Genomic DNA, 23,845 nt, shown 5'->3' on the forward strand with positions numbered 1-23,845 from the left:
GATTTTTGATAAACTAGACAACAGTTTGAAGAAAGGAAACTTAGTTATGAAAAGGTTTTTTGCTGAAGTAATCGGCACATTTATGCTTGTCTTTATCGGGACTGGCGCAGTTGTTTTTGGAAATGGAACGGAAGGTCTGGGACATTTAGGAATTGCTTTGGCATTCGGTTTATCCATTGTTGCAGCAGCTTACTCAATTGGGACTGTTTCTGGTGCCCACTTGAACCCGGCTGTTTCGATTGCCATGTTTGTAAACAAACGCTTGTCTTCAAAGGACTTGGTTAATTATATTGCAGCGCAAGTAGTGGGTGCGGTTCTCGCGTCTGCAACAGTACTCTTCCTCTTGTCAAATTCAGGTATGTCAACAGCTAGCCTTGGTGAAAACGCCCTAGCGAAGGGTGTGACTCCATTTGGCGGTTTCTTGTTTGAAGTGATTGCATCCTTTATCTTTATCTTGGTCATCATGACAGTGACATCAGCTTCTAAAGGAAACGGGAAAATCGCTGGTCTTGTCATCGGTTTGAGCTTGACCTTGATCATTCTTGTTGGTTTGAACATTACAGGTCTTTCTGTTAACCCAGCTCGTAGCTTGGCTCCTGCACTCTTTGTAGGTGGTGTAGCCCTCCAACAAATTTGGATCTTTATCCTTGCTCCAATTGTTGGCGGTGTCTTGGCAGCTCTTGTTGCAAAAAATCTCCTAGATACAGAAGAGTAAAAAAATTGGTCCCAAAGGGACCAATTTTTTATTATAGTTCAAGGATGGTCATGGCTTGAGAAAATTCATGAGCCAGTTGTTTTTTCTTGTATGCTTTAAATTCAGGAAGGTCTTTGATTCTGCGATAGCGTTTGTAGGGATCGTATCGTTTTGGAAAATCATATTCAGGAAAAGCTTCGAAAAATTGTTTGCAAAGATCCCATTCTCGGACATAGCCTAAAGGTCTGGCATGATAGGTGATATTGTCGATTTTCCTATCTGAAATTCTGTGGTGGCTGTGTCCAAATATGACATCTTTGACAGGGAATTGCCGAAAAAGCTCATGAAAGGCTTGGCTCCCTAGAAAAGCATTAAAGCGTTCAAAATAAGGGTGGCGCAGGAGAAACTGACTATGAGGAACAAAGTGCATGGCGATGATCAGGGGTTGGTTTACTCGCATGAGCTCTTGTTCCAGCTCTTGCAACAGACGTTTGGTAATGGCTGGATCAGATCCCATTCGTTGGAGGCGTCTGTCAAACCAAAATAGATTTTTGGTTTGGAGATGTTTTTGGGGAGAGATAGTAGGAACAAAACTGTAGTCATACCAGCCCGAAAAGGCAAGAAGCGTATGATTGGAGAAGGGAATCTTTTGAAATTCAAAAGGTCTCATGGCTTCTTCTGATAGGCCCAGCATATCATGATTTCCTAGGCTAAAGGTCACTGGAAGGTGACATCGGAGTTGGTCTAAAAATTCCTGTGACGTCTTTTCAAAGCCGTTGGCAATATCTCCTGCAATATGGAGATGTTGAATTTTTTTGTCCTTGAAAAGAGTGATCAGGGTCTCTAATTCTTCTTTGCCGAAGTTGTTTGAATCAATATGTAAATCGGACATAAAAGCTACTGTTGTCATGCTACCAGTCTAGCATAAGAGGATCTTTTTTTCTAACAATTAGGTTACAAATGAATAGAAAAAATGCTGAAAATCAGCTGGCTTGGCAGTGGTCAACCAGTAGATCCAATATTGGAAGGTGGGCAAATAGTGAAGGTTATGATATAATAGACTAGATACATAGAAAGAGGTACTTATGGACATTTCAGAAATTCGTCAAAAAATTGACGCAAATCGTGAAAAATTAGCTTCTTTCAGGGGGTCTCTTTGACTTAGAGGCATTGGAAGAAGAAATTGCCATTTTAGAAAATAAAATGACAGAACCTGATTTTTGGGATGATAACATTGCTGCGCAAAAGACATCTCAAGAATTAAATGAACTCAAGCAGACCTATGAAAATTTCCATCAAATGGTGGATCTCTTTGATGAGTCAGAAATCTTACTGGACTTTTTGGCAGAAGATGATTCGGTCAAAGAAGAATTGATCGAGAAGTTGGAGGAGCTGGATAAACGTATGACCAGCTATGAGATGACCTTGCTATTGTCTGAACCCTATGACAATAATAATGCCATCCTAGAAATCCACCCAGGTTCAGGAGGGACAGAAGCTCAGGACTGGGGCGACATGCTTCTTCGGATGTATACTCGTTTTGGAAATGCCCACGGCTTTAAAGTTGAAGTCTTGGACTATCAGGCTGGAGATGAGGCTGGAATCAAGTCTGTGACCCTATCCTTTGAAGGGCCACATGCATACGGTCTTCTGAAATCTGAAATGGGGGTACACCGTTTGGTTCGAATCTCTCCATTTGACTCCGCTAAACGTCGTCATACCTCCTTTACATCTGTTGAGGTCATGCCCGAATTAGACGATACCATTGAAGTCGAAGTTCGTGATGATGATATCAAGATGGACACCTTCCGCTCTGGTGGAGCTGGTGGACAAAACGTCAACAAGGTCTCTACAGGGGTGCGCTTGACCCACATTCCGACAGGGATTGTAGTGGCATCCACCGTGGATCGGACCCAATACGGGAACCGTGATCGTGCGATGAAGATGTTGCAAGCTAAACTCTACCAATTAGAGCAAGAGAAAAAAGCAGCAGAAGTGGATTCTCTAAAAGGGGATAAAAAAGAAATCACCTGGGGAAGTCAAATCCGCTCCTATGTTTTTACCCCTTATACCATGGTTAAGGATCACCGGACCAACTACGAAGTAGCGCAGGTGGACAAGGTGATGGATGGAGATATCGATGGCTTTATCGATGCCTACCTTAAATGGCGTCTCCAATAACCTCGAGGGAATCAACCAGAAAAGAATGAAAGGAATTTCATTACATGTCAATGATTGAAATGAAAGATGTTGTCAAAAAGTATGACAACGGGACGACGGCCCTTCGCGGGGTCTCTGTCCAAATTGAACCAGGAGAATTTGCCTACATCGTAGGACCTTCTGGTGCAGGGAAGTCGACCTTTATTCGACTTTTATACCGTGAAGTCAAACACGATAAAGGAAGTTTGAAAGTAGCTGATTTTGATTTGGATAAAATCAAAAAACGCGATATTCCTATGTTGCGACGCAATGTGGGAGTGGTCTTCCAAGATTATAAATTGCTTCCAAAGAAAACCGTTTATGAAAATATTGCCTACGCAATGCAAGTTATCGGTGAGCGACGTCGCAATATTAAAAAGCGTGTTATGGAAGTTTTGGATCTTGTCGGATTGAAACACAAGGTCCGCTCATTCCCGAATGAATTGTCAGGGGGAGAGCAACAACGGATTGCGATTGCTCGTGCGATCGTCAACAATCCGAAAGTCTTGATTGCGGATGAGCCAACGGGGAACTTGGACCCAGATAATTCATGGGAAATCATGAATCTTTTGGAGCGGATTAATCTGCAAGGGACCACAGTATTGATGGCGACCCACAATAGCCAGATTGTAAATACTTTACGTCACCGTGTCATCGCGATTGAAAATGGTCGTGTAGTGCGTGATGAAGCGGAAGGAGAGTACGGATACGATGATTAGAAGATTTTTCCGACACTTAATCGAATCGCTTAAAAGCTTGAAACGAAATGGTTGGATGACGATTGCAGCGGTCAGCTCGGTTATGATTACCCTTAGCTTGGTTGCTATTTTCGCCTCAGTTATTGCCAATACCATCAAGCTTTCAGATGATATTCAAAACAGTGTGCGGGTTGTAGTATACATGCGCAAGGATATTCAAGATCAGAGCGAGCAGATTGAAAAAGACGGTCAAACCGTGACCAATGAAAACTACCATAAGGTCTACGATGCTCTGACAGCCATGAAGCATGTTGATAAGGTTGATTTTTCTAGCAAGGAAGAACAGTATGATAAACTGATCAAAACGGCTGGGAACAACTGGAAGATTTTTGATGGAGATGCCAATCCTCTCTATGATGCTTATTATGTAGAGACGACTGCTCCAAAATATGTGAAGAAAGTCTCAGCAGATGCTAAAAAAATTGAAGGAGTTTCTGAGGTTAAAGATGGTGGGGTCGATACCCAACGCTTGTTTGCTCTTGGAACCTTCATCCGAAACTGGGGCTTGATTGGTGTAGCTTTATTGATCTTCATCGCAGTCTTCTTGATTTCGAATACCATTCGGATTACCATCATTTCACGTAGTCGTGAGATTAAGATTATGCGACTGGTAGGAGCAAAAAATGGCTATATTCGTGCACCATTCCTTTTAGAAGGTGCTTGGATCGGTCTCTTGGGAGCCTTGGTTCCTTCCGCTTTGGTCTTCTATGTTTATAATGTTGTCTATACGTCAATGAACAATAACTTGGCAGACCAAAACTTGTATCTCTATAGTCCTCATCTCTTGGTACCGATCATGGTTGGTGGCCTCTTTGGATTAGGAATTTTGATTGGAGCGATTGGTTCTTCAATCTCCATGAGACGTTTTCTTAAGATATAATAAAAAAGCAAGTTCGCACTTGCTTTTTTTGTCTACTTTTATGAGGACAGGAAGGATGATAAGGACTCTTTAGGATTGTCTAAAGAAGGGATTGAACATCTTCTCGTGACCAATAGAAGTCTCAGGGCCATGACCGGGATAGACAGTGTAGAAAGATGGAAGGGTAAAGAGTTCTTCTCTTATACTGATAAGCAACTGTGTCGCGTTCCCTGTTGGAAGATCGGTCCGTCCAATGGTTTCGCGAAAAAGGGCGTCACCGGATAGAACCAGGTGATCCTCAGGAAAGACGATGGAGACTCCTCCTGCAGAGTGGCCTGGTGTCTCCAGAACATAAAAGTGGAAATCAGCTATCTGGTAATCGGAGCGAATGTCATAAAGGAAGTCGGCCTCCTTGCATACCACATCTTCTAAATCCGCATGACGATCCAAACCAGATAAATTATCGACAGGAGAAGACAACCAACTGGCTTCTGCTGAATGGACATAAACAGGTGGGAAATGATAGGTCTGACGAACCTTTTCAAGACTCATAATGTGATCATAATGCGTATGGGTTAAAAGAATCGCTACAATTGGTTTTCCGATGCGATCTATTTGTTTTTGAATAGTCGCCCAGTCGCTACCTGGATCGACAAGAATGAGGGAGTGGTCATTTTCAAGGTAGTAGGTGTTTTCATAAGCTACAGGATTAACAGTGCGATAGATTTTCATAAGGACTCCTTTCTAGAATAGTGTATCAAATTGCGAGGAAAATAACAGGATTGAAGTCAGCATGAAAGGAGAAAAAAATCTGCAGAGCTTGCTCAAACGTGATATAATTTTAAGTATTATGACAAGACAGAAACGGAAATATGCCATTGTGGACCTGGAAGCGACCAGTGCTGGAAGCAATGCTAAGATCATTCAGGTTGGGATTGTCATCGTCGAAGATGGGAGGATTACGCAATCCTATGAGACGGATGTGAATCCCCATGAACGATTGGATGAGCATATCAAACAATTGACTGGCCTGACAGATGCTCGCTTGAAAAAAGCTCCAGAGTTTGCACAAGTGGCAAAAGAAATTTTTGAATTAATAGAAGATGCCGTCTTTGTGGCCCATAATGTCAAATTTGATGCGAATTTATTGGCAGAAGCCCTCTTTTGGGAAGGATTTGAGCTAACGACTCCTCGGATTGATACGGTTGAATTGTCTCAAATTTTCTATCCGACTTTAGAACGCTACAATTTAGGAGCGCTTGCGGCTGAACTGGAAATTGAGTTGTACCATGCTCACTCCGCTCTAGCGGATGCCATGGCAACAGCCCAGCTGCTGTTGAAATTGAGAGAGAAAATTGCGAGCTTACCAAGAGGATTGATCGAAAAACTTCTTTCGATGGCAGATTGTTTGATTTATGAATCGCGACTCTTAATAGAAGATGCGCTTGAAGACAGTAGTCTTTTTTTACCAGCTCATTTAGTAGAAGTTCATGGACTCTACCTGCGAAAGCCACAGCAGTTCTTAGAAAGTCACTATTTGTCTGAACAGTTTGAACTCAATATGCAGTTGTTGGGAATGGAAGCTTATCCGGAGCAGAGAGAATTTGTTGCCTATATCGAGGACAGTTTGCACCAGCCGCTTCCAAGTTTTATCGAGGCGCCAACGGGAATTGGGAAGACCTACGCTTATCTGTTAACGCTTTTGGCGAAAACCTCCAAGCGCATTCTTGTGAGTGTTCCAACTAAAATTCTTCAGGATCAAATTATGAAGAAAGAAGGAAAGACCATCCAGGATCTTTTCCAAATTCCCTTTCATAGCCTTAAAAGTCCCAAGGATTATATCCAACTCGATAAATTTTATGAGACCTTACAGATTGAGTCAGATAATGGGATGATTCGACGCTTTAAAATGCAACTGTTGGTTTGGCTGACGATGACGGAAACGGGAGAGTTCAGTGAAATTGGTCAACTCTATCGTCATCTTCATTTTGTAGCTGACATTTGCCACGATGGTCAATTGTCGAAACGTTCACTATTTTATCAGGAAGATTTTTGGCGTCTTGGTCAGGAAAAAGTGAAAACCAGCCGGGTGATTTTGACCAATCATGCTTATCTGCTAACCCGTCTAGAAGATGATAAGAGTCTACTTCAAGAGTCTGTTCTGGTCGTGGATGAAGCGCAAAAACTCTTCTTTGCTTTAGAGCAATTTTCACAGAGAGAAGAAACCTTGCAATCTCTTCTTTTAAACTTGCAACACGCTATTGAAGAGGAAAAAGATCTTCTACAACGACGTTTGCTGGAGAGTATTCAATTTGAGTTAAATGCCTGCTCCAAAGAAGTCGTGCAAGGAAAAACGGCAGTCTTATCAGATCAAACGGTGGCAAAAATTCGGCAGGATGTATCGGAATTGAAAACCGAATCTCTAGAGAATCTAAAGGAATTGTTTGATGAGCGCTACCAAACCTTTTGGATAGACAAAGAAGTGGTTGAAAGCCACCAGATTCTTCGTCTCCATGGAGGAGTGGAGGACTTACTATCCTTTAAGGAATTTGTACCTGAAGAAGTGACCGTGCTCTTTGTATCAGCGACGATTGCTATCAGTAAAAAAGTGCATTTACCTGCTCTTTTAGGATATCAAAAGCAGCAAATCTATCGGGTACCGATAACAGTCAAACAACACCAGGAATTGCTGGTGCCGATTGATTTTCCAGATGTTGTTTCTTTATCTTCAGTGGAATACGCAGGGGAGATTTGTCAGCTCGTCGGTGAACTCCTTCCTTTACGAAAGCCAATTTTTCTTTTGTTTACTTCAAAAGAATTGTTACTGGAGACGTCAAACGCATTGAAGTTTCCTCACTTGGCCCAGTATCGAAATGGGGATGCAGCCAATATTAAGCGACGATTTGACCGAGGAGAAAGCTCCATTTTATTGGGAACAGGAAGCTTCTGGGAGGGAGTCGATTTCTCCCAACAAAAAGAAGTGATTCAAATCATCACGCGCCTTCCTTTTGACAATCCTAAAGATTATATGGTTCAAAAGCTGAATACAAAACTCAGAGAACAGGGGAAAAATCCCTTTTACGACTATAGTCTTCCAGTCGCGATTTTAAGGCTAAAACAGGCTATTGGGAGAACCAGCCGTTTTCAAGATCAGGAATCTTTGGTGCTTTTATTAGATCAGCGGGTGGTAACCAAGCGATATGGAAAACAAATTTTGGATGGTTTGCAACAAGTGTTGCCCCTTCACACGACAGTGAGAGAGCGGCTTGTTGAGCAAGCAGCTGACTTTTTTGAAAGGAATTGAGAAAATGAAAAATAAAGGATTTGGACTTGCAATTGCATTTGTACTGGCACTTTGTGCTATGTTGTTGGGAACTTTCTTTCCCATTATTGGCTCCAGTGTTTTTGCCTTAATTTTAGGAATTGTCCTTAATGAATTTGTGGATTTGCCGGAGAATTCACGACCAGGCTTGAACTGGTCCGGTAAGAAATTGTTGCAGTATTCGATTATCTTCATGGGATTTAGCTTGCCCATTGCGACAGTTGCCTCTACAGGTTTGTCTTCTTTAAAGATTAGTCTGCCAACGATAACCGTTGCCTTTCTTGCAGCTATTATTTTTGGGAGAGTCTTCCACCTGAAATCTCATCTACGGACCTTAATTGGGTTTGGTACAGCTATTTGTGGTGGATCTGCTATTGCAGCAGCAGCGCCGATCATTGAAGCAGACGAAGAGGAAATTGCCCTATCTATGTCAACTATTTTCTTCTTCAACATTTTGGCTGTCTTTATCTTTCCAGTATTAGGGCATTTATGGCATATGTCTAATTTCCAATTTGGCCTCTGGTCAGGAACAGCCATTAACGATACGTCATCTGTTGTAGCAGCAGCATTTTCTTACAGTAAAGCAGCGGGGCAAATGGCTACAATTGTTAAGTTAACACGCGCCCTGATGATTGTACCAGTTTGTTTGGGCTTGATCGGTTTAAAATGGTATCGGAGTAAACAACAAGGAAGAAACAAAGGAATGTTAAAGAAAATTATTCCTTGGTTTATTATCTGGTTTATTGTGGCTTCCATTCTTTCTTCTATTGGCCTGGTACCTAAAGTGGTCCTACCTTACCTAAATGACCTTTCTCACCTCTTTATGGCCATGGCCTTGGTTGGAATCGGAAGCAAGGTTTCTTGGAAACAGTTCCGAGCGGCAGGAGCAGCCCCCCTTCTGGTAGGTTTGATTGCTTGGTTCTGTGTGGCAGGATCTAGCTTGATTCTACAGATGTTGTTCTATTAATTAATTTGATGATTCTCACAGAAAGGAACGTGAATGAAGAAACATCATTTTTGGACGATCCACCTGGATTATTCGATCATTGGAATTGTCTTCACCCTACTTATAATAGGGATCTTATCCGTTTATGTGGCAGTTTCTCATGATTATCCCCAAATGGTGTGGCCTTTTTTGGGGCAGCAATTAGCCTGGATTGGTGTGGGATGTATCATTTGCCTGATTGTGACGATTTTTAGTACGAAATTTCTTTGGAAAATCACTCCCTTTCTTTACCTACTAGGCTTGGCCTTGATGGTTCTTCCTCTTGTTTTTTATAATCCAAACTTGGTGGCTTCAACAGGTGCAAAAAACTGGGTAGCTTATGGAAACATCACCTTATTTCAGCCTTCAGAATTTATGAAGATTCCCTTCATCCTGATGCTGTCACGTTCTATTGTTCGATTTTTACAAAGAAATAAGGGGCGTGAGCGATTGTTACGACAAGATTGGTTTTTAATTCTAGAGTTGACCATCTATACAATTCCGGTCTTTGCCTTATTGGCCCTCCAGCAGGACTTGGGAACGGCCTTAGTATTCTTGGCCATCTTTGCGGGCTTAGTGCTCGTTTCAGGAGTTTCTTGGAAAATAATCTTGCCGGTCATCTTGCTTCTGGCAGGTGGGTTAGCAGGCTTTCTCTTTCTCTTTCTATCAGAAGGGGGTCGGGCTTTTCTGCACCAGCAAGTAGGGATGCCAACCTACCAAATGAACCGTATTTTAGCCTGGTTAAATCCTTTTGACTATGCACAAACAACCACCTACCAGCAGGCGCAAGGACAGCTAGCCATTGCCAGTGGTGGACTCTTTGGTCAAGGATTTAATGTATCTAATTTATTGGTTCCCGTAAGGGAAAGTGATATGATTTTTACAGTCGTCGCAGAAGACTTTGGCTTTGTTGGAGCTCTGGTGCTGTTGATTTTATATGTGACCCTGATTTACCGTATTTTAAAAATCACCCTCCAGTCCAACAACCAATTTTATACCTATATTTCCATTGGATTTATTATGATGCTGGTCTTTCATATTTTTGAAAATGTCGGAGCGGTAACGGGCCTTCTCCCCTTGACGGGGATTCCTCTCCCCTTTATCTCACAAGGAGGTTCCTCTATTATTAGTAATCTGATTGGTATTGGCCTAGTACTCTCAATATATAATCATAGTAGTAAAAAGAAAGGACCAGAAGAAGAGGTTCCAATCCGTAAAAAAGTAGTCCTTAAAAAGGCGCAATAGTTAGAAAGAAGGAATGAAAATGAAAAAAGTAGCAACGATTTTAGCAAACGGTTTTGAAGAAATTGAAGCCTTGACCATTGTCGATGTTTTGAGACGTGCTGGGATTGACTGCGACCTCATTGGCATGGAAGAAACAGTCACAGGTTCTCACCAAATTACAGTGGAAGTAGATCGCCTTTGGAGTGGAGATCTTTCAGATTATGATGGAATCTTCTTACCAGGTGGGATGCCAGGAGCAGCGAATTTGAGGGACAATGCAGAATTGATCACAGCCCTTCAGGAAGAAAGTGGCAAAGGAAAAACCATCTCTGCAATTTGTGCTGCCCCCATTGTTTTGGCGCGTGCAGGTCTCTTAAAAGATAAACACTATACGTGTTACGATGGCTTTGAAGAAGAGATTCAAGATGGCCATTATCAGAAAGAAACAGTGGTGAAAGATGGTAATCTTCTCACCAGTCGTGGTCCTTCAACAGCCCTAGCCTTAGCTTATGCCTTGGTGGATCATTTTGGAGGAGATGCCCAAAGCCTTCGGCAAGGAATGCTCTATCAGGACGTCTTTGGAGGTGCATAAAAGGGCTCTTTTGGACACAACGGTTTCTGGTGATAGATCACTTTTTATAGTGTGAAATGAGTTTTATTTGATTTAAAATGAAATGACCGTAAAAAATGGCTAAAATCCCCCCTAAATGAGGGTTTTAGCTTATTTTTTTTGTCCATTTGTGGTATAATATTGACTATGAATTATCATGATTTTATATGGGATCTTGGTGGGACGCTATTGGATAATTACGAAACGTCCACAAATGCCTTTGTAGCGACATTGAAGGACTTTCACATCAAAGCCGATCATGATTCTGTTTATGCAGCATTAAAAATCTCAACACAGGATGCAATTCAAACCTTTGCCCCTCATATTTCCAATTTTCGTACGGAATACAAGAAAAAAGAAGCCTTGGGCTTGCAAGAGCCGGTCTTATTTGAGGGAGCAAAAGAGTTACTAGAAGAGATCCAAGCACATGGAGGACGCCATTTTTTGGTATCTCATCGGGATCGCCAAGTTTTGACCCTAATTGAACAGACAGGCATTGCACCCTACTTTACGGAGATTGTAACAGCAGACGAGGGCTTTCCTCGAAAACCAGACCCAGCCTCTATGCTTTATTTGAAGGAAAAATATGGCCTTCAAGACGGTCTGGTCATCGGAGATCGTCCGATCGATATAGAAGCTGGGAAGGCTGCAGGACTTTCGACCTATTTATTTGATTCCATGCCACGCTTACACCAGTTTATATTTGAATAGAAAAGGGAAATTATGACAGAGGATAAACAGCAAGAAATTCAGGCGCAAGAATATGATGCCAGTCAGATTCAGGTCTTGGAAGGACTAGAAGCCGTTCGTATGCGTCCGGGGATGTATATTGGTTCTACCTCAAAAGAAGGTCTTCATCATTTGGTCTGGGAAATCGTAGATAACTCGATTGACGAAGCCTTAGCTGGTTTTGCTAGCCATATTGAAGTTTTCATTGAAGCAGATAATTCGATCACGGTTGTCGATGATGGTCGTGGGATCCCAGTGGATATCCAAGAAAAGACAGGTCGACCTGCCGTTGAAACTGTCTTTACCGTGCTTCACGCCGGAGGAAAATTCGGCGGAGGTGGCTACAAGGTTTCTGGTGGTCTTCACGGGGTAGGGTCATCCGTTGTCAACGCCCTCTCCACATCCCTCGATGTTCGCGTCTACAAAAATGGCAGTATCCATTACCAAGAGTATCGTCGTGGACAAGTTGTGGATGATTTGAAAGTCATCGGTGAGACAGATCGGACAGGGACAACTGTTCACTTTATTCCAGATCCAGAAATCTTTACGGAAACGACTGAGTATGATTTTGAAAAATTAAACAAACGGATTCAAGAATTAGCCTTTTTGAATCGTGGTTTGCGTATTTCCTTGACGGATAAGCGCGAAGGCTTAGAGCAGGAAAAGCATTACCACTACGAAGGTGGGATCTCTAGTTACGTTGAATATATCAATGAAAATAAAGATGTCATCTTTGAAACACCCATCTATACAGATGGCGAAATGGATGATATTACCGTTGAAGTGGCGATGCAATATACTACGGGCTACCATGAAACGGTCATGAGTTTTGCTAATAACATCCATACCCATGAAGGTGGTACCCACGAGCAAGGTTTCCGAACAGCCCTCACTCGTGTCATCAATGATTACGCTAAGAAAAATAAACTCTTAAAAGAAAATGAAGACAATTTAACAGGTGAGGATGTTCGGGAAGGTTTAACAGCAGTGATCTCAGTTAAACATCCAAACCCACAGTTTGAAGGACAAACCAAGACAAAGCTTGGAAATTCAGAAGTTGTAAAAATTACCAATCGACTCTTTAGTGATGCCTTTTCTGATTTCCTTTTGGAAAATCCACAAATCGCTAAGAAAATCGTTGAAAAAGGGATTTTAGCAGCTAAAGCTCGGGTAGCAGCTAAGCGGGCACGGGAAGTGACCCGTAAGAAATCGGGACTTGAGATTTCTAACCTGCCTGGTAAATTGGCAGACTGTTCTTCAAACAACCCACATGAAACAGAACTCTTCATCGTCGAAGGGGATTCTGCTGGAGGATCTGCTAAATCAGGTCGGAATCGTGAATTTCAGGCAATTCTTCCAATCCGTGGTAAAATTTTGAACGTTGAAAAAGCAAGTATGGACAAGATTCTTGCCAATGAAGAGATCCGTAGTTTATTTACTGCTATGGGAACTGGATTTGGTGCTGAATTTGATGTCACAAAAGCGCGTTATCAAAAATTAGTCATCATGACTGATGCCGATGTCGATGGCGCACATATTCGAACCCTTCTGTTGACCTTGATCTATCGCTATATGAAACCAGTCTTGGAAGCGGGATATGTTTATATTGCGCAACCACCAATCTATGGGGTCAAAGTCGGTAGCGAGATCAAAGAATATATCCAACCTGGTGCCAACCAAGAAGCAGAATTAGCTGCAGCCTTGGAACGCTATTCAGAAGGTCGCTCAAAACCAACCATCCAACGCTACAAAGGTCTTGGGGAAATGGATGATCACCAATTATGGGAAACAACCATGAACCCCGAACACCGCTTGATGGCACGGGTATCAGTAGACGATGCTGCGGAAGCAGATAAGATATTTGATATGTTGATGGGGGACCGCGTGGAACCACGTCGGGAATTTATCGAAGAAAACGCTGAATATAGTACACTCGATGTATAAAATTCAACGAACGCTTCCCATTAATGGATATTTTATGGTATAATTACTAGGATTACGTTCAAGTAATACGATGAAGGAGTTTTTATATGTCTAGTGGACTAATTGTTCTCATCTTTATTGTCGCCCTTATCTTGATTGTAGGATATGTGGTTGCAGTCATTTTGAGAAAACGAAATGAAGCCTTACTGGCAGCACTGGAAGAACGAAAAGAAAAGTTATACAACCTTCCGGTCAACGATGAAGTAGAGGCCGTAAAAAACATGCATTTGATTGGTCAAAGTCAAGTTGCATTTCGTGAATGGAATCAAAAATGGGTAGATTTATCCTTAAATTCATTTGCTGATATTGAAAACAATCTGTTTGAAGCGGAAGGCTATAATAATTCTTTCCGTTTCATGAAGGCTAAACAAGCCATTGACAATATCGAAAGTCAGATCCAATTGATCGACGAAGATATCAAGGCGATTCGCAAAGCCCTTTCTGATCTGGAAGAGCAGGAACAAAAGAATAGCGGTCGTGTGGTTCATGCCTTGGATATGTTTGAAGAACTTCAAAAAGAAGTCACTTCAGACCCAGATCGTTATGGCAGTGCGCTTCCTGAAATTGAAAAACAAATTGGAAATATTCAATCTGAGTTCTCACAATTTGTAACCTTGAATTCTTCAGGTGACCCTGTTGAAGCAGCTGAAATCCTTGATACAGCTGAGAACCATATTGTGGCCTTAAAACAAATTGTTGAGCGAGTGCCAGAAATTGTCACCGCTCTTCAGTCAAAACTTCCAGACCAATTAGAGGATTTGGAAAGTGGCTACCGCAAGCTTTTGGAATCTGGCTACCACTTCACTGAAACAGATATTGAATCTCGTTTCCAACAGTTGCATGCTTCCTTGAAGAACAATATGGCAAATGTATCCGTGCTTGAATTGGACAATGCTATTTACGAAAATGAGCAAATTCAAGAGGAAATCGATGCATTGTATCACATCTTTACTCGTGAAATCGAATCACAAAAAGTCGTGAAGAAGTTAGTGAAACAACTGCCTGGCTATTTGAAACACGCAAAAGATAACAATAGCAACCTTGCAGCAGAAGTGGAACGCCTTGGTAAAACATTCGTCTTGAATGAAGCTTTCAGTCAACAATTAAAAGAGTTAGAAGCTGAGCTATCTTCACAAGAAAATGTGGTAGAAGATGCCTTGAAAGATTCATCTGAAACACAAAAAGCTTATTCTATTGTAGAAGAAGAGTTAGAAGCTATTGAGGCTCGCTTGAAAGAAATCGAAGATGAGCAAATCAGCTTAAGTGATTCCCTTTCAAAAATTGAAAAAGACGATGCCAATGCTCGCCAAAAAGTCAATATCTATGCCAACCGTTTGCATGCCATTAAACGCTATATGGACAAGCGAAACTTGCCAGGAATCCCTCAAGAATTCTTGGAATTATTCTTCACAGCAAGCAACAATACAGAGGCTTTGATGGATGAGTTGGAAGGGGATAAAATCAACATCGAATCAACCAATCGTTTGTTAGATATTTTGACAAATGATATGAATGAATTGGAAGAAGCGACTTATCGAATTGTACAAAATGCTACTTTAACGGAGCAGTTGTTGCAATACTCAAACCGTTACCGTTCATTTGATGATCATGTGCAAGCAGCTTTTGATGAATCCCTTTATATTTTCGAAAGAGAATATGACTATGCGGCTTCCTTCAAAGTCATCTCAGATGCTTTGGAGATGGTAGAAGCTGGAGTGACCGATCGCTTTGTTACTTCGTATGAAAAAACTCGGGAGCAAATTCGCTTCTAATAACAAAAAAACGACTTCTTAGGAGGTCGTTTTTTTATCTTCAAATGATCATTGAAACTTGAAATTTAAACCCTATTTTTGTATAGTAAGGGAGAAATAAGAAAGGAAAGCGATGAAAGAAGTAACCGGTCTCCTCGTTATGGATGTAGATGGAACCTTGATCCGACAGGAAGGGATTGATCTACTAGCTCAAGAAGCTGGCGTGGGACAAAAAGTAGCAGAGATAACAGCACAAGCAATGAATGGAGAGCTGGATTTTGCAGCATCTTTACAGGCGCGTGTCGCTTTATTGAAAGGTTTGGAGACATCTATCTTTCCGAAAATTATAGAGCAGATGGACGTTACACCGGGAGCTAAGACCTTAATCACGGAACTTCATCAAAGAGGTTACAAGGTTGGCCTTGTTTCAGGGGGATTTCATGAAGTCATCGATCCTATCGCGAGGTCTTTAGGAATTGATCTGGTCCGAGCCAACCGTTTAGAGGTTTCTGATGGCCGTTTGACAGGAGAAGTCCTCGGTGAGATTGTGACTCCTGAAATGAAAAAAGACTCCCTCCTGACATGGGCGAGAGAAAATCATATTCCACGAAGTCAGACGATTGCGATGGGAGATGGTGCCAATGATCTTCCGATGATTGAAACAGCCGGTATCGGGATTGCCTTTATGGCCAAGCCAATCGTCGCTGAGCGAGCCCCATATCGTATCGAGAAGAGGGATTTAAGCCTTGTTCTTGAAATTCTAGACCAGCATAGAAAGGAAACAGCATGCATATCCTACTAGCCCCGGATTCATTTAAAGAATCCTTATCCGCCAAACAAGTAGCAGAAGCCTTAAAAAAAGGATTTCAAGAGGCTCTACCAGATGCAACTTTTGACCTCCTTCCCATAGGGGATGGAGGCGAAGGCACCATGGAAACCCTAGCTGGAGTTCTGGATGTAACGGAGTACCAAACTCAAGTAACCGGACCATTTGGACAGCCTGTTTCAATGTCTTACTACCAAAAAGATGAGATGGCTTTTTTTGAGATGGCTTCACTTGTCGGTTTAGGCACCATTCCAGCTGAAAAACGAAATCCTCTTGAACTGGAAACACGAGGAATTGGTGAACTGATTTTGCAATTGGTTGACCAAGGGGTTAAAACGATCTGTGTGGGAATTGGCGGTTCTGCAACGAATGATGGTGGGATTGGGATGGCAGCTGGATTAGGTGTAGCCTTCTATGATGATCAAGGCCATCTGCTTCGTCCTGTAGGGGCTTCGCTCGGTCGTGTGGCTAGAATAGATACCAGTGCGGTTCCAAAAGCTTTAGAAGACATCGAGCTCCAAGTCTTAACGGATGTAGCCAATCCTCTCTGTGGCAGTCAAGGAGCGACCTATATCTTTGGTGGGCAAAAGGGATTGAATCCCCTTCTATTTCCAGCTGTTGATCAGACTATGCAGGATTTTTACCAGCTAGCTGATGCACGAATTTTGTCTATGCCTGGCGCCGGAGCTGGAGGTGGGATGGCTGCTGGCTTGGTTGCTTTTGCGGGAGGTCAGATTTCCTCAGGAATTGAGAAAAGTTTGGATCTAATCGACTTCGATCGTAAGGTTCAAAAAGCGGATCTGGTCGTCGTAGGAGAAGGTAGGATGGATCTCCAATCCCTTTCTGGGAAGGCACCTGTCGGGGTGGCCAAACGAACACCAGAGAAGATCCCAGTGATAGCTATTTGTGGTAGCTTAGCGGAGGATTTGCCTGCTTTTCCTAGTCATCACATTGAAGCTGCCTTCTCTATCGTACCTGGTTCTTGTGAGGTAGCAGATGCACTCGCTCATGCTGAAAGGAATCTGATTTCCTGTGCTCGAAATATTGGGAACCTTTTAAAAATAAAAGCAAACTAAAAAACCAATGGAAAGGAGATGTTCCCTTCCATTGGTTTTTCTTTAGCTAAAGAGACGTTTCCAAAATGATTTCTTTTCTGGACTGGCAGTCTCTTCTTTCTTTTCAAACAAATTTGGATACTGGAGACTCATATCTGTTGGAGAAATTCCAGATGGGTGGTCAGTATGGATGATGAGACCAAAGGGGGAATGGCGACAGTCATCTGAAACAATGCTTGCCACAAGACCAAGATCCTTTGTTTTTTTCAAATATTGAAGTTGGCTGGTTTCATCCAAGGCAGGCGAAATCTTGACTAATACAGGCTCAAAGCGTTCTGAAATGTTCGTGAGAATTGAAGAATAGTGCTCTAAATAGAGATTGTCCCTTGCCTCCTCCAAGGTACATGAAGCAATCACACGCTCCTCATATGTCTCCAAAAATCGACGCTGTTCATCAGGATTGAACCGAGTAGGACCAGCAGCTTTTTCTAAAATTGTTTTATTAATATCTGTCATAAGTTTAGTATAGCATAAAGCGTAGCAGAAGAGTAGAAGAATGCTAAAAAATTAAATAAGGAGGGGAAATGGAAGAAAATAAGGCAGTGGAACCGTTTTCTTGTTAAAAACTTCTCAATTTTCGTAGATTTCCTTGTTTTTTCTTGAAAAAATAGCCTAATTACGATATGATAGAGGAGTAAAAAATATAACTCAATAAGGAGAGTAAGAAATGTCAATTATTACTGATGTTTACGCTCGCGAAGTCCTAGACTCACGCGGTAACCCAACACTTGAAGTAGAAGTTTATACTGAATCAGGTGCTTTCGGACGTGGTATGGTTCCATCAGGAGCTTCTACTGGTGAACACGAAGCAGTTGAACTTCGTGACGGTGACAAATCTCGTTACGGTGGTCTTGGTACTCAAAAAGCTGTTGACAACGTAAACAACATTATTGCTGAAGCAATCATCGGCTATGATGTACGTGATCAACAAGCTATCGACCGTGCTATGATCGCTCTTGACGGTACTCCTAACAAAGGTAAATTGGGAGCAAACGCAATCCTTGGTGTGTCTATCGCTGTAGCTCGTGCTGCTGCTGACTACCTTGAAATCCCACTTTACAGCTACCTTGGTGGATTCAACACTAAAGTTCTTCCAACTCCAATGATGAACATCATCAATGGTGGATCTCACTCAGATGCTCCAATCGCTTTCCAAGAATTCATGATCGTACCTGCTGGTGCACCTACATTCAAAGAAGCTCTTCGTTGGGGTGCTGAAATCTTCCACGCACTTAAGAAAATCCTTAAAGGTCGTGGTCTTGAAACAGCCGTTGGTGACGAAGGTGGATTCGCTCCTCGTTTCGACGGAACTGAAGATGGTGTAGAAACTATCATCGCTGCTATCGAAGCTGCTGGTTATGTTCCAGGTAAAGACGTATTTATCGGATTTGACTGTGCATCATCAGAATTCTACGATAAAGAACGCAAAGTTTACGATTACACTAAATTCGAAGGTGAAGGAGCTGCTGTCCGCACTGCTGCTGAACAAATCGACTACCTTGAAGGATTGGTAAACAAATACCCAATCATCACTATCGAAGATGGTATGGACGAAAACGACTGGGACGGTTGGAAAGCTCTTACTGAACGTCTTGGTGGTAAAGTTCAATTGGTTGGTGACGACTTCTTCGTAACAAACACTGACTACCTTTCACGTGGTATCGAAGAAGGTGCTGCTAACTCAATCCTTATCAAAGTTAACCAAATCGGTACTCTTACTGAAACATTCGACGCTATCGAAATGGCGAAAGAAGCTGGTTACACTGCCGTTGTATCACACCGTTCAGGTGAAACTGAAGATTCAACAATCGCTGATATCGCAGTTGCAACAAACGCAGGACAAATCAAGACTGGTTCACTTTCACGTACAGACCGTATCGCTAAATACAACCAATTGCTTCGCATCGAAGATCAACTTGGTGAAGTAGCTGAATACCGTGGATTGAAATCATTCTACAACCTTAAGAAATAATCTAGTTTACTAGACTAAAAAGATCCTTGAGTTTTCTCAAGGATTTTTTTTGCGATCAGCTCAAACAAAAACTCCTCAACTACAGCGTTGAGGAGTAGTGTTATTAGAACAAGCCTTTGATTTTGTCCAAGGCACCGCTGACCATTTCATTTCCAGAAACAAGCCCTTTTGCTTGTTCAAGGTAGTCACCGAGGTTGTCTTTGTTGTCTTCAACAAATTTCTTTGCAGCGTCAAAATCTTTCTTTTCGATCATTTCTTTTACTTGGTTAAATAAGTCCATTGGATTCATGCTTGGATCTCCTAAAATATAAGTTATGAAATCAGGCTCGCGCCTTTTTCTCATTTATTTAATCATTTTTTTAGAGCTTTGACAACTAAAACGACTTAATGAAAAACAGTACAAACAGCTTCTGGGACATAGAAGTCGTGGGATAGGAGGGTCAATTTTCCACTAGCTAGATCCCGCTTGAAGACGCTTGCGTTAGGTGAATCTTGATGGGCTGCGATGAGGTAGTTTTGATCGGGACTAATAGTGAAATCACGTGGATTGAGCCCTTGGCTTGGAACAATTTCAATGAGTTCTAAGCTGCCATCTGCTACAACTTTAAATACAGCGATAGAATTGTGAGCACGGTTAGATGCATAAAGGAATTTTCCATCGGCTGAGAGCTTGATAGCAGAAGCCCATTTTTGACCATCGTAGTCTGATGGAAGTGTGGAAACGGTTTGGAAGTGTTCGAATTCACCCACACCGTCATAAAATAGGACGTCGATTGTGGCATTTAATTCATTGATGAGATAAGCAGTCTTGTAGTGGGGATGAAAGACAAGGTGACGAGGTCCTGCACCTGGAGCTGTTTGGTACTGATTGATCAGGGTAAGTTTTCCTTCCTCACTGACATCATAGACATGCAAACTGTCTGTTCCTAGGTCACACGTGATCAGGTACTGATCTGGCGTAAGGTCTGCATAGTGGGCATGTGGACTTGCTTGATTGGCGTGGGGACCACTTCCTTGGTGAGTGTCCTCATTGACAAAAGACAAACGCCCATCTGCCTCTATCTTGTATACGAGAACTTGCCCTTTGTGATAGTTGGCTCCATAGACTAGTTGACGCTTTTCATCGACAGAGACATAGCAGAGTGGAGCCCCTTCTTCGACAATGTGATTGAGTGGCTGAAAATCGGCTGTAAAACTAGCGATTCCCCCTTTTCCATCTTCAGCTCCGACACTATAAAGATTGCCTTTTTTAGAAAAAGCGATATAGGTTGGATTGGGTTCAGCTGCCACTAGTTCAAGTTGGCTCAATGCCCCTGTTTCAGGGTCAAATTGTGCCTTGTAAATTCCTTTGGATTCTTTTTTGGTATAGGTACCGAAATAAATAGATTGAGACATAGGTCACCTCGCAAGATTTGTTAGGTTTATTATATCAAAGGTCCTATTGGAAGGCAATTGCTAGTTGAAGAAGGGAATGGTCTTTCTGATTTTACTAGTTTTTTCGTAACTTCACGCTCAAAAAATGCTAAAATAGATACATGTTGAAATGAAAAGGAGTTTTCCGTGGATAATAAAGAAAAACAGTTTAGTATGTCCTGGTTTTTTAGATGGTTTTTAGACAACAAGGCTATTACCGTATTTTTAGTTACCTTGCTCTTGGGTCTGAACCTCTTGGTCTTGAGTAAGATCACCTTTATTTTTATTCCGATTTTTGAGTTTGCAGGAGCTGTCATGTTGCCAGTCATTATTTCTGGTTTGCTCTATTACTTGCTCAATCCTATTGTCGACTTTCTTGAAAGAAAAGGTCTTAAGCGGATTTTTGCGATTTCCTTCGTCTTTTTCTTGATTGCAGTGCTCTTAATCTGGGGTCTGGCTGTCGTGATTCCAGCTGTCCAACGACAAGTGGTGAGTTTCTTTCATAACCTGCCAACTTATTTGGAGAAGGCCAATGCAACCATCGACGATTTTCTAGACAATCGCGTCTCTTCTGATATCAAACCCCAGTTGGATGAGATCACCAAAGAATTGTCTGCAAATATTACTACTTGGGCCAGTTCGATCTCTGGGCGGGCTGTCAATTGGGTCAGCAACTTGATCGGAGTGGCTTCGCAAGTTATTGTTGCCTTGATCATTATGCCTTTTATTGTCTTTTATCTTCTTCGAGATGGAAAAAATTTAAAGGGCCACATTGTTCGCTTCTTACCAACTAAGATTCGTAAATCGGCGGAACAAGTTCTCTCAGACGTCAATACCCAACTCTCCAACTACGTTCGAGGGCAAATTACAGTAGCCATTGTCGTCGCCATTATGTTTATCCTCTTCTTTAAGATCATTGGCTTACGTTATGCAGTGACACTTGGGATCTCTGCGGGGATCTTGAATTTGATCCCATACTTGGGTAGTTTTTTAGCCATGTTACCTGCTTTAGTTTTGGGCTTGGTAGCAGGACCAGAGATGTTTATCAAGGTCTTAATTGTATTTGCAGTGGAGCAAACCATTGAAGGACGTTTCGTATCACCTTTGGTTTTGGGAAGTCAGTTAAATATCCATCCAATTACCATTTTATTTGTGCTCTTGACGTCAGGATCTATGTTTGGAATCTGGGGAGTTTTCCTTGGTATTCCGGTCTATGCGTCTGCTAAGGTCGTTATTGGAGCTATCTTTGAATGGTATAAGGTCGTCAGTGGCTTGTATGAAGAACACAATGAAGTAGAAGAGGAAACACAGAGTGAGTCATAGTCAACAAATGGTAGAGGCTCTTGATCAGCAAGAGCTAGAAGAAGCAGAAGTTCAATTTCAAAAGGCCTTGTTAGAAGATAGTGAAGCGCAACTATTGGATTTGGGTCAATATCTTGAAAGTATCGGTTTTTACCCTCAGGCAAAAGAGGTTTATGAACAGATTGCAGAAACCTATCCAGAAGTATATCTGAGTTTGGCAACCATCCTTGCAGAGGAAGGGCAAACGGAAGAGGCCTTTGCATATTTAGAAGAAATTGGCCCTGAGTCTAACTGGTATGTAGCCAGTCTCTTGGTCAAGGCTGATCTCTATCAGCTGGAAGGTCTCGCAGATGTGGCGCGTGAAAAATTAGTTGAAGCAGCAAATCTGTCTGATGATCCAATCATTCAATTAGGGTTAGCTGAAATCGATCTGGAATTGGAACGCTACCAAGAGGCTATCCAAGAGTATGCCCAGTTGGACAATCGGGAGATTTTGGAAGCGACAGGGATTTCTACCTATCAACGGATTGGTTTTGCCTATGCCAATCTTGGAAAGTTTGAAGCAGCTGTGCCCTTCTTAGAGAAAGCTCTGGAGATTGAGTTTGATGACCAGATTGCCTACGAATTGGCGACCTTATTGTCTGATCAAGAAGAATACCAAAAAGCCCTGATCTACTACAAACAAATTGACACCTTGTCGCCTGATTTTGAAGGGTATGAGTACGGGTATGCCTTGGCCTTACAGGCAGAAAATGACCGTGAAAAAGCGCTTGAAATCGCCAAACAAGGGATTGAGAAGAATCCATTTGACGCACAGTTGAAGCTTCTTGCTTCTCAGCTTTCTTATGAGCTCCACCAGCCTGAACAGGCAGAAACTTATCTGTTGGAAGCTAAAGAAGTGGCAGATGATCTCGAAGAGATTGCTCTTCGCCTCACTACCCTTTATTTAGAACAGGAGCGTTTTGACCAAGTCTTAGATTGGCAAAATGAAGAAGTCGAAACGGTTGTCACCCGTTGGAACATTGCCCGTGCTTTGGCTGCCTTAGAGAAAACAGAAGAAGCCGTATCAGCCTACCAAGAGCTCTATGAGGACTTGAAGGACAATCCAGAATTCCTCGAAACGTATGTTTATCTGTTGCGTGAAGCTGGCGATGTGACAAGGGCGCGTGAAGTAGCCAACCAGTATTTGGCGATCGTACCAGACGATGTGCAGATGCAAACCATCTATGATAGCCTCTAATAAAACCATATCGTGAAGTTTCGGAACAGTTTGTGGTATACTGGTAGAAGATAGAATGAGGAGAGAAAAACATGGAACCAGTGAAACTTTTTCAATACAATACCTTGGGTGCCCTAATGGCGGGTCTGTACGGGGGTTCATTTACGATTGGAGAACTCTTGGAACATGGGGATCTAGGAGTTGGAACGCTTGATTCTATTGATGGAGAGTTGATCGTATTAGATGGAAAGGCTTATCAGGCTAAGGGATCAGGCGACCATCCTGAAATTGTCGAAGTTTCTCCTGATGCCAAGGTTCCTTATGCAGCAGTTGTTCCTCACCAAGCAGAAGTGATTTTCCGTCAACGCTTTGAAATGACGGACGAGGAATTGGAAGCTCGTATTGAGTCTTATTACGATGGCGAAAATCTTTTTCGCTCCATTAAGATTCGTGGTGACTTTGTCAAGATGCATGTCCGTATGATTCCAAAATCAACACCAGAGATGAAGTTTGCAGAGGTTGCAACCCATCAGCCAGAGTATACACGGGAAAATGTCACAGGGACCATCGTCGGTTTTTGGACACCAGAAATTTTCCATGGCGTGAGTGTGGCAGGATACCATTTGCACTTTATTTCAGATGACCATACCTTTGGTGGCCATGTAATGGATTTTGTCATCTCAGAAGGGATTGTAGAGGTGGGGGCTATCGATCAGCTGGATCAACGTTTCCCAGTCCAAGACCGTCAGTACCTCTTTGCCAAATTCAATGTCGATGAGGTCAAAGAAGATATCCATAAAGCAGAATAAAAAGAGGCTGGGACAAAAGTCCTAGCCTCTCAATTATTTTTGGATTGTCGAGCAAGACGCAGTGGTTGAGTGGGC

The 23,845-nt window shown here is 42.2% G+C and carries 22 protein-coding genes; 17 read left to right on the forward strand and 5 right to left on the reverse strand.

Annotated elements, in window-relative coordinates:
- Positions 1-46: 46 nt before the first annotated feature.
- Positions 47-715 (forward strand): MIP/aquaporin family protein, encoded by a 669-nt coding sequence (locus M1G14_RS07480; protein WP_049475352.1) that lies wholly within the window; start codon positions 47-49, stop codon positions 713-715.
- A 31-nt stretch (positions 716-746) separates the two neighbouring features.
- Here M1G14_RS07480 and M1G14_RS07485 read toward each other — a convergent pair whose 3' ends face one another.
- Positions 747-1,604: a metallophosphoesterase gene (locus M1G14_RS07485; protein WP_049523480.1), complete on the reverse strand. Its 858-nt coding sequence runs from the start codon at positions 1,602-1,604 to the stop codon at positions 747-749.
- Positions 1,605-1,779: 175 nt separating this feature from the next.
- Between M1G14_RS07485 and prfB the strand changes: the two genes are divergently transcribed.
- The 3 genes from prfB (at position 1,780) to ftsX (ending at position 4,531) form a co-directional block, all read left to right on the forward strand.
- Positions 1,780-2,875, forward strand: a protein-coding gene (prfB, locus tag M1G14_RS07490; RefSeq protein ID WP_100209015.1) for a peptide chain release factor 2 whose coding sequence is annotated in 2 segments (ribosomal slippage) — positions 1,780-1,851 and positions 1,853-2,875 — 1,095 coding nt in all. Because the reading frame shifts where the segments join, the coding sequence is not laid out codon by codon here.
- A 44-nt stretch (positions 2,876-2,919) separates the two neighbouring features.
- Positions 2,920-3,612, forward strand: a complete 693-nt coding sequence (ftsE, locus tag M1G14_RS07495) for a cell division ATP-binding protein FtsE (RefSeq protein ID WP_003008021.1) — start codon at positions 2,920-2,922, stop codon at positions 3,610-3,612.
- The gene (gene ftsX, locus M1G14_RS07500; protein ID WP_049523482.1) at positions 3,605-4,531 is read left to right on the forward strand and encodes a permease-like cell division protein FtsX; all 927 of its coding nucleotides are present in this window, start codon (positions 3,605-3,607) and stop codon (positions 4,529-4,531) included. Before ftsE ends, ftsX begins: the two co-directional genes overlap by 8 nt.
- Positions 4,532-4,600: 69 nt before the next feature.
- Here the strand turns inward: ftsX and M1G14_RS07505 are convergent, their stop codons facing one another.
- Positions 4,601-5,242, reverse strand: a complete 642-nt coding sequence (locus M1G14_RS07505; RefSeq protein WP_049523484.1) for an MBL fold metallo-hydrolase — start codon at positions 5,240-5,242, stop codon at positions 4,601-4,603.
- 118 nt (positions 5,243-5,360) lie between these two features.
- Between M1G14_RS07505 and M1G14_RS07510 the strand changes: the two genes are divergently transcribed.
- The 9 genes from M1G14_RS07510 (at position 5,361) to M1G14_RS07550 (ending at position 17,016) form a co-directional block, all read left to right on the forward strand.
- Positions 5,361-7,814 (forward strand): bifunctional DnaQ family exonuclease/ATP-dependent helicase, encoded by a 2,454-nt coding sequence (locus tag M1G14_RS07510; protein WP_049523509.1) that lies wholly within the window; start codon positions 5,361-5,363, stop codon positions 7,812-7,814.
- 4 nt (positions 7,815-7,818) lie between these two features.
- Positions 7,819-8,799, forward strand: a complete 981-nt coding sequence (locus M1G14_RS07515; protein WP_049472428.1) for a YeiH family protein — start codon at positions 7,819-7,821, stop codon at positions 8,797-8,799.
- A gap of 33 nt (positions 8,800-8,832) precedes the next feature.
- Positions 8,833-10,062 (forward strand): FtsW/RodA/SpoVE family cell cycle protein, encoded by a 1,230-nt coding sequence (locus M1G14_RS07520; protein WP_049523486.1) that lies wholly within the window; start codon positions 8,833-8,835, stop codon positions 10,060-10,062.
- A gap of 19 nt (positions 10,063-10,081) precedes the next feature.
- A complete protein-coding gene (locus tag M1G14_RS07525) occupies positions 10,082-10,633 on the forward strand; it encodes a DJ-1 family glyoxalase III (RefSeq protein ID WP_247926472.1) in 552 nt (183 codons plus the stop codon).
- Between the two features lie 165 nt (positions 10,634-10,798).
- The gene (locus tag M1G14_RS07530) at positions 10,799-11,362 is read left to right on the forward strand and encodes an HAD-IA family hydrolase (RefSeq protein ID WP_049523490.1); all 564 of its coding nucleotides are present in this window, start codon (positions 10,799-10,801) and stop codon (positions 11,360-11,362) included.
- Positions 11,363-11,374: 12 nt separating this feature from the next.
- Entirely contained in the window at positions 11,375-13,324 is a 1,950-nt protein-coding gene (gene gyrB, locus M1G14_RS07535) for a DNA topoisomerase (ATP-hydrolyzing) subunit B (RefSeq protein WP_049523492.1), read from the forward strand.
- Positions 13,325-13,410: 86 nt separating this feature from the next.
- The gene (ezrA, locus tag M1G14_RS07540; RefSeq protein WP_049523494.1) at positions 13,411-15,135 is read left to right on the forward strand and encodes a septation ring formation regulator EzrA; all 1,725 of its coding nucleotides are present in this window, start codon (positions 13,411-13,413) and stop codon (positions 15,133-15,135) included.
- Between the two features lie 112 nt (positions 15,136-15,247).
- Complete coding sequence (gene serB / locus M1G14_RS07545) at positions 15,248-15,916, forward strand: phosphoserine phosphatase SerB (protein WP_049523495.1); 669 nt, start codon at positions 15,248-15,250, stop codon at positions 15,914-15,916.
- Positions 15,901-17,016, forward strand: a complete 1,116-nt coding sequence (locus M1G14_RS07550; protein ID WP_049491079.1) for a glycerate kinase — start codon at positions 15,901-15,903, stop codon at positions 17,014-17,016. Before serB ends, M1G14_RS07550 begins: the two co-directional genes overlap by 16 nt.
- A gap of 42 nt (positions 17,017-17,058) precedes the next feature.
- Here the strand turns inward: M1G14_RS07550 and M1G14_RS07555 are convergent, their stop codons facing one another.
- Entirely contained in the window at positions 17,059-17,511 is a 453-nt protein-coding gene (locus tag M1G14_RS07555; protein ID WP_049523497.1) for a DUF1694 domain-containing protein, read from the reverse strand.
- A gap of 211 nt (positions 17,512-17,722) precedes the next feature.
- Between M1G14_RS07555 and eno the strand changes: the two genes are divergently transcribed.
- Positions 17,723-19,027 carry a surface-displayed alpha-enolase gene (gene eno / locus M1G14_RS07560; protein WP_049514675.1) on the forward strand — a complete coding sequence of 435 codons (1,305 nt, stop codon included), beginning with the start codon at positions 17,723-17,725 and terminating at the stop codon, positions 19,025-19,027.
- A 103-nt stretch (positions 19,028-19,130) separates the two neighbouring features.
- Here eno and M1G14_RS07565 read toward each other — a convergent pair whose 3' ends face one another.
- Positions 19,131-19,316: a hypothetical protein gene (locus M1G14_RS07565; RefSeq protein ID WP_049497454.1), complete on the reverse strand. Its 186-nt coding sequence runs from the start codon at positions 19,314-19,316 to the stop codon at positions 19,131-19,133.
- Positions 19,317-19,411: 95 nt separating this feature from the next.
- Positions 19,412-20,422 carry a lactonase family protein gene (locus tag M1G14_RS07570; protein WP_049523500.1) on the reverse strand — a complete coding sequence of 337 codons (1,011 nt, stop codon included), beginning with the start codon at positions 20,420-20,422 and terminating at the stop codon, positions 19,412-19,414.
- A gap of 165 nt (positions 20,423-20,587) precedes the next feature.
- Here M1G14_RS07570 and M1G14_RS07575 point away from each other — a divergent pair, with 165 nt between their 5' ends.
- From M1G14_RS07575 to budA, 3 genes are all read left to right on the forward strand, one after another.
- Positions 20,588-21,763, forward strand: a complete 1,176-nt coding sequence (locus M1G14_RS07575) for an AI-2E family transporter (protein WP_049523501.1) — start codon at positions 20,588-20,590, stop codon at positions 21,761-21,763.
- Positions 21,753-22,982, forward strand: a complete 1,230-nt coding sequence (locus M1G14_RS07580) for a tetratricopeptide repeat protein (RefSeq protein ID WP_049523503.1) — start codon at positions 21,753-21,755, stop codon at positions 22,980-22,982. Before M1G14_RS07575 ends, M1G14_RS07580 begins: the two co-directional genes overlap by 11 nt.
- A gap of 71 nt (positions 22,983-23,053) precedes the next feature.
- The gene (budA, locus tag M1G14_RS07585; RefSeq protein ID WP_247926473.1) at positions 23,054-23,770 is read left to right on the forward strand and encodes an acetolactate decarboxylase; all 717 of its coding nucleotides are present in this window, start codon (positions 23,054-23,056) and stop codon (positions 23,768-23,770) included.
- Positions 23,771-23,845 lie beyond the last annotated feature (75 nt).

Origin of the sequence: Streptococcus parasanguinis, assembly GCF_023109675.1 — a bacterium.
Taxonomy (GTDB): domain Bacteria; phylum Bacillota; class Bacilli; order Lactobacillales; family Streptococcaceae; genus Streptococcus; species Streptococcus parasanguinis_I.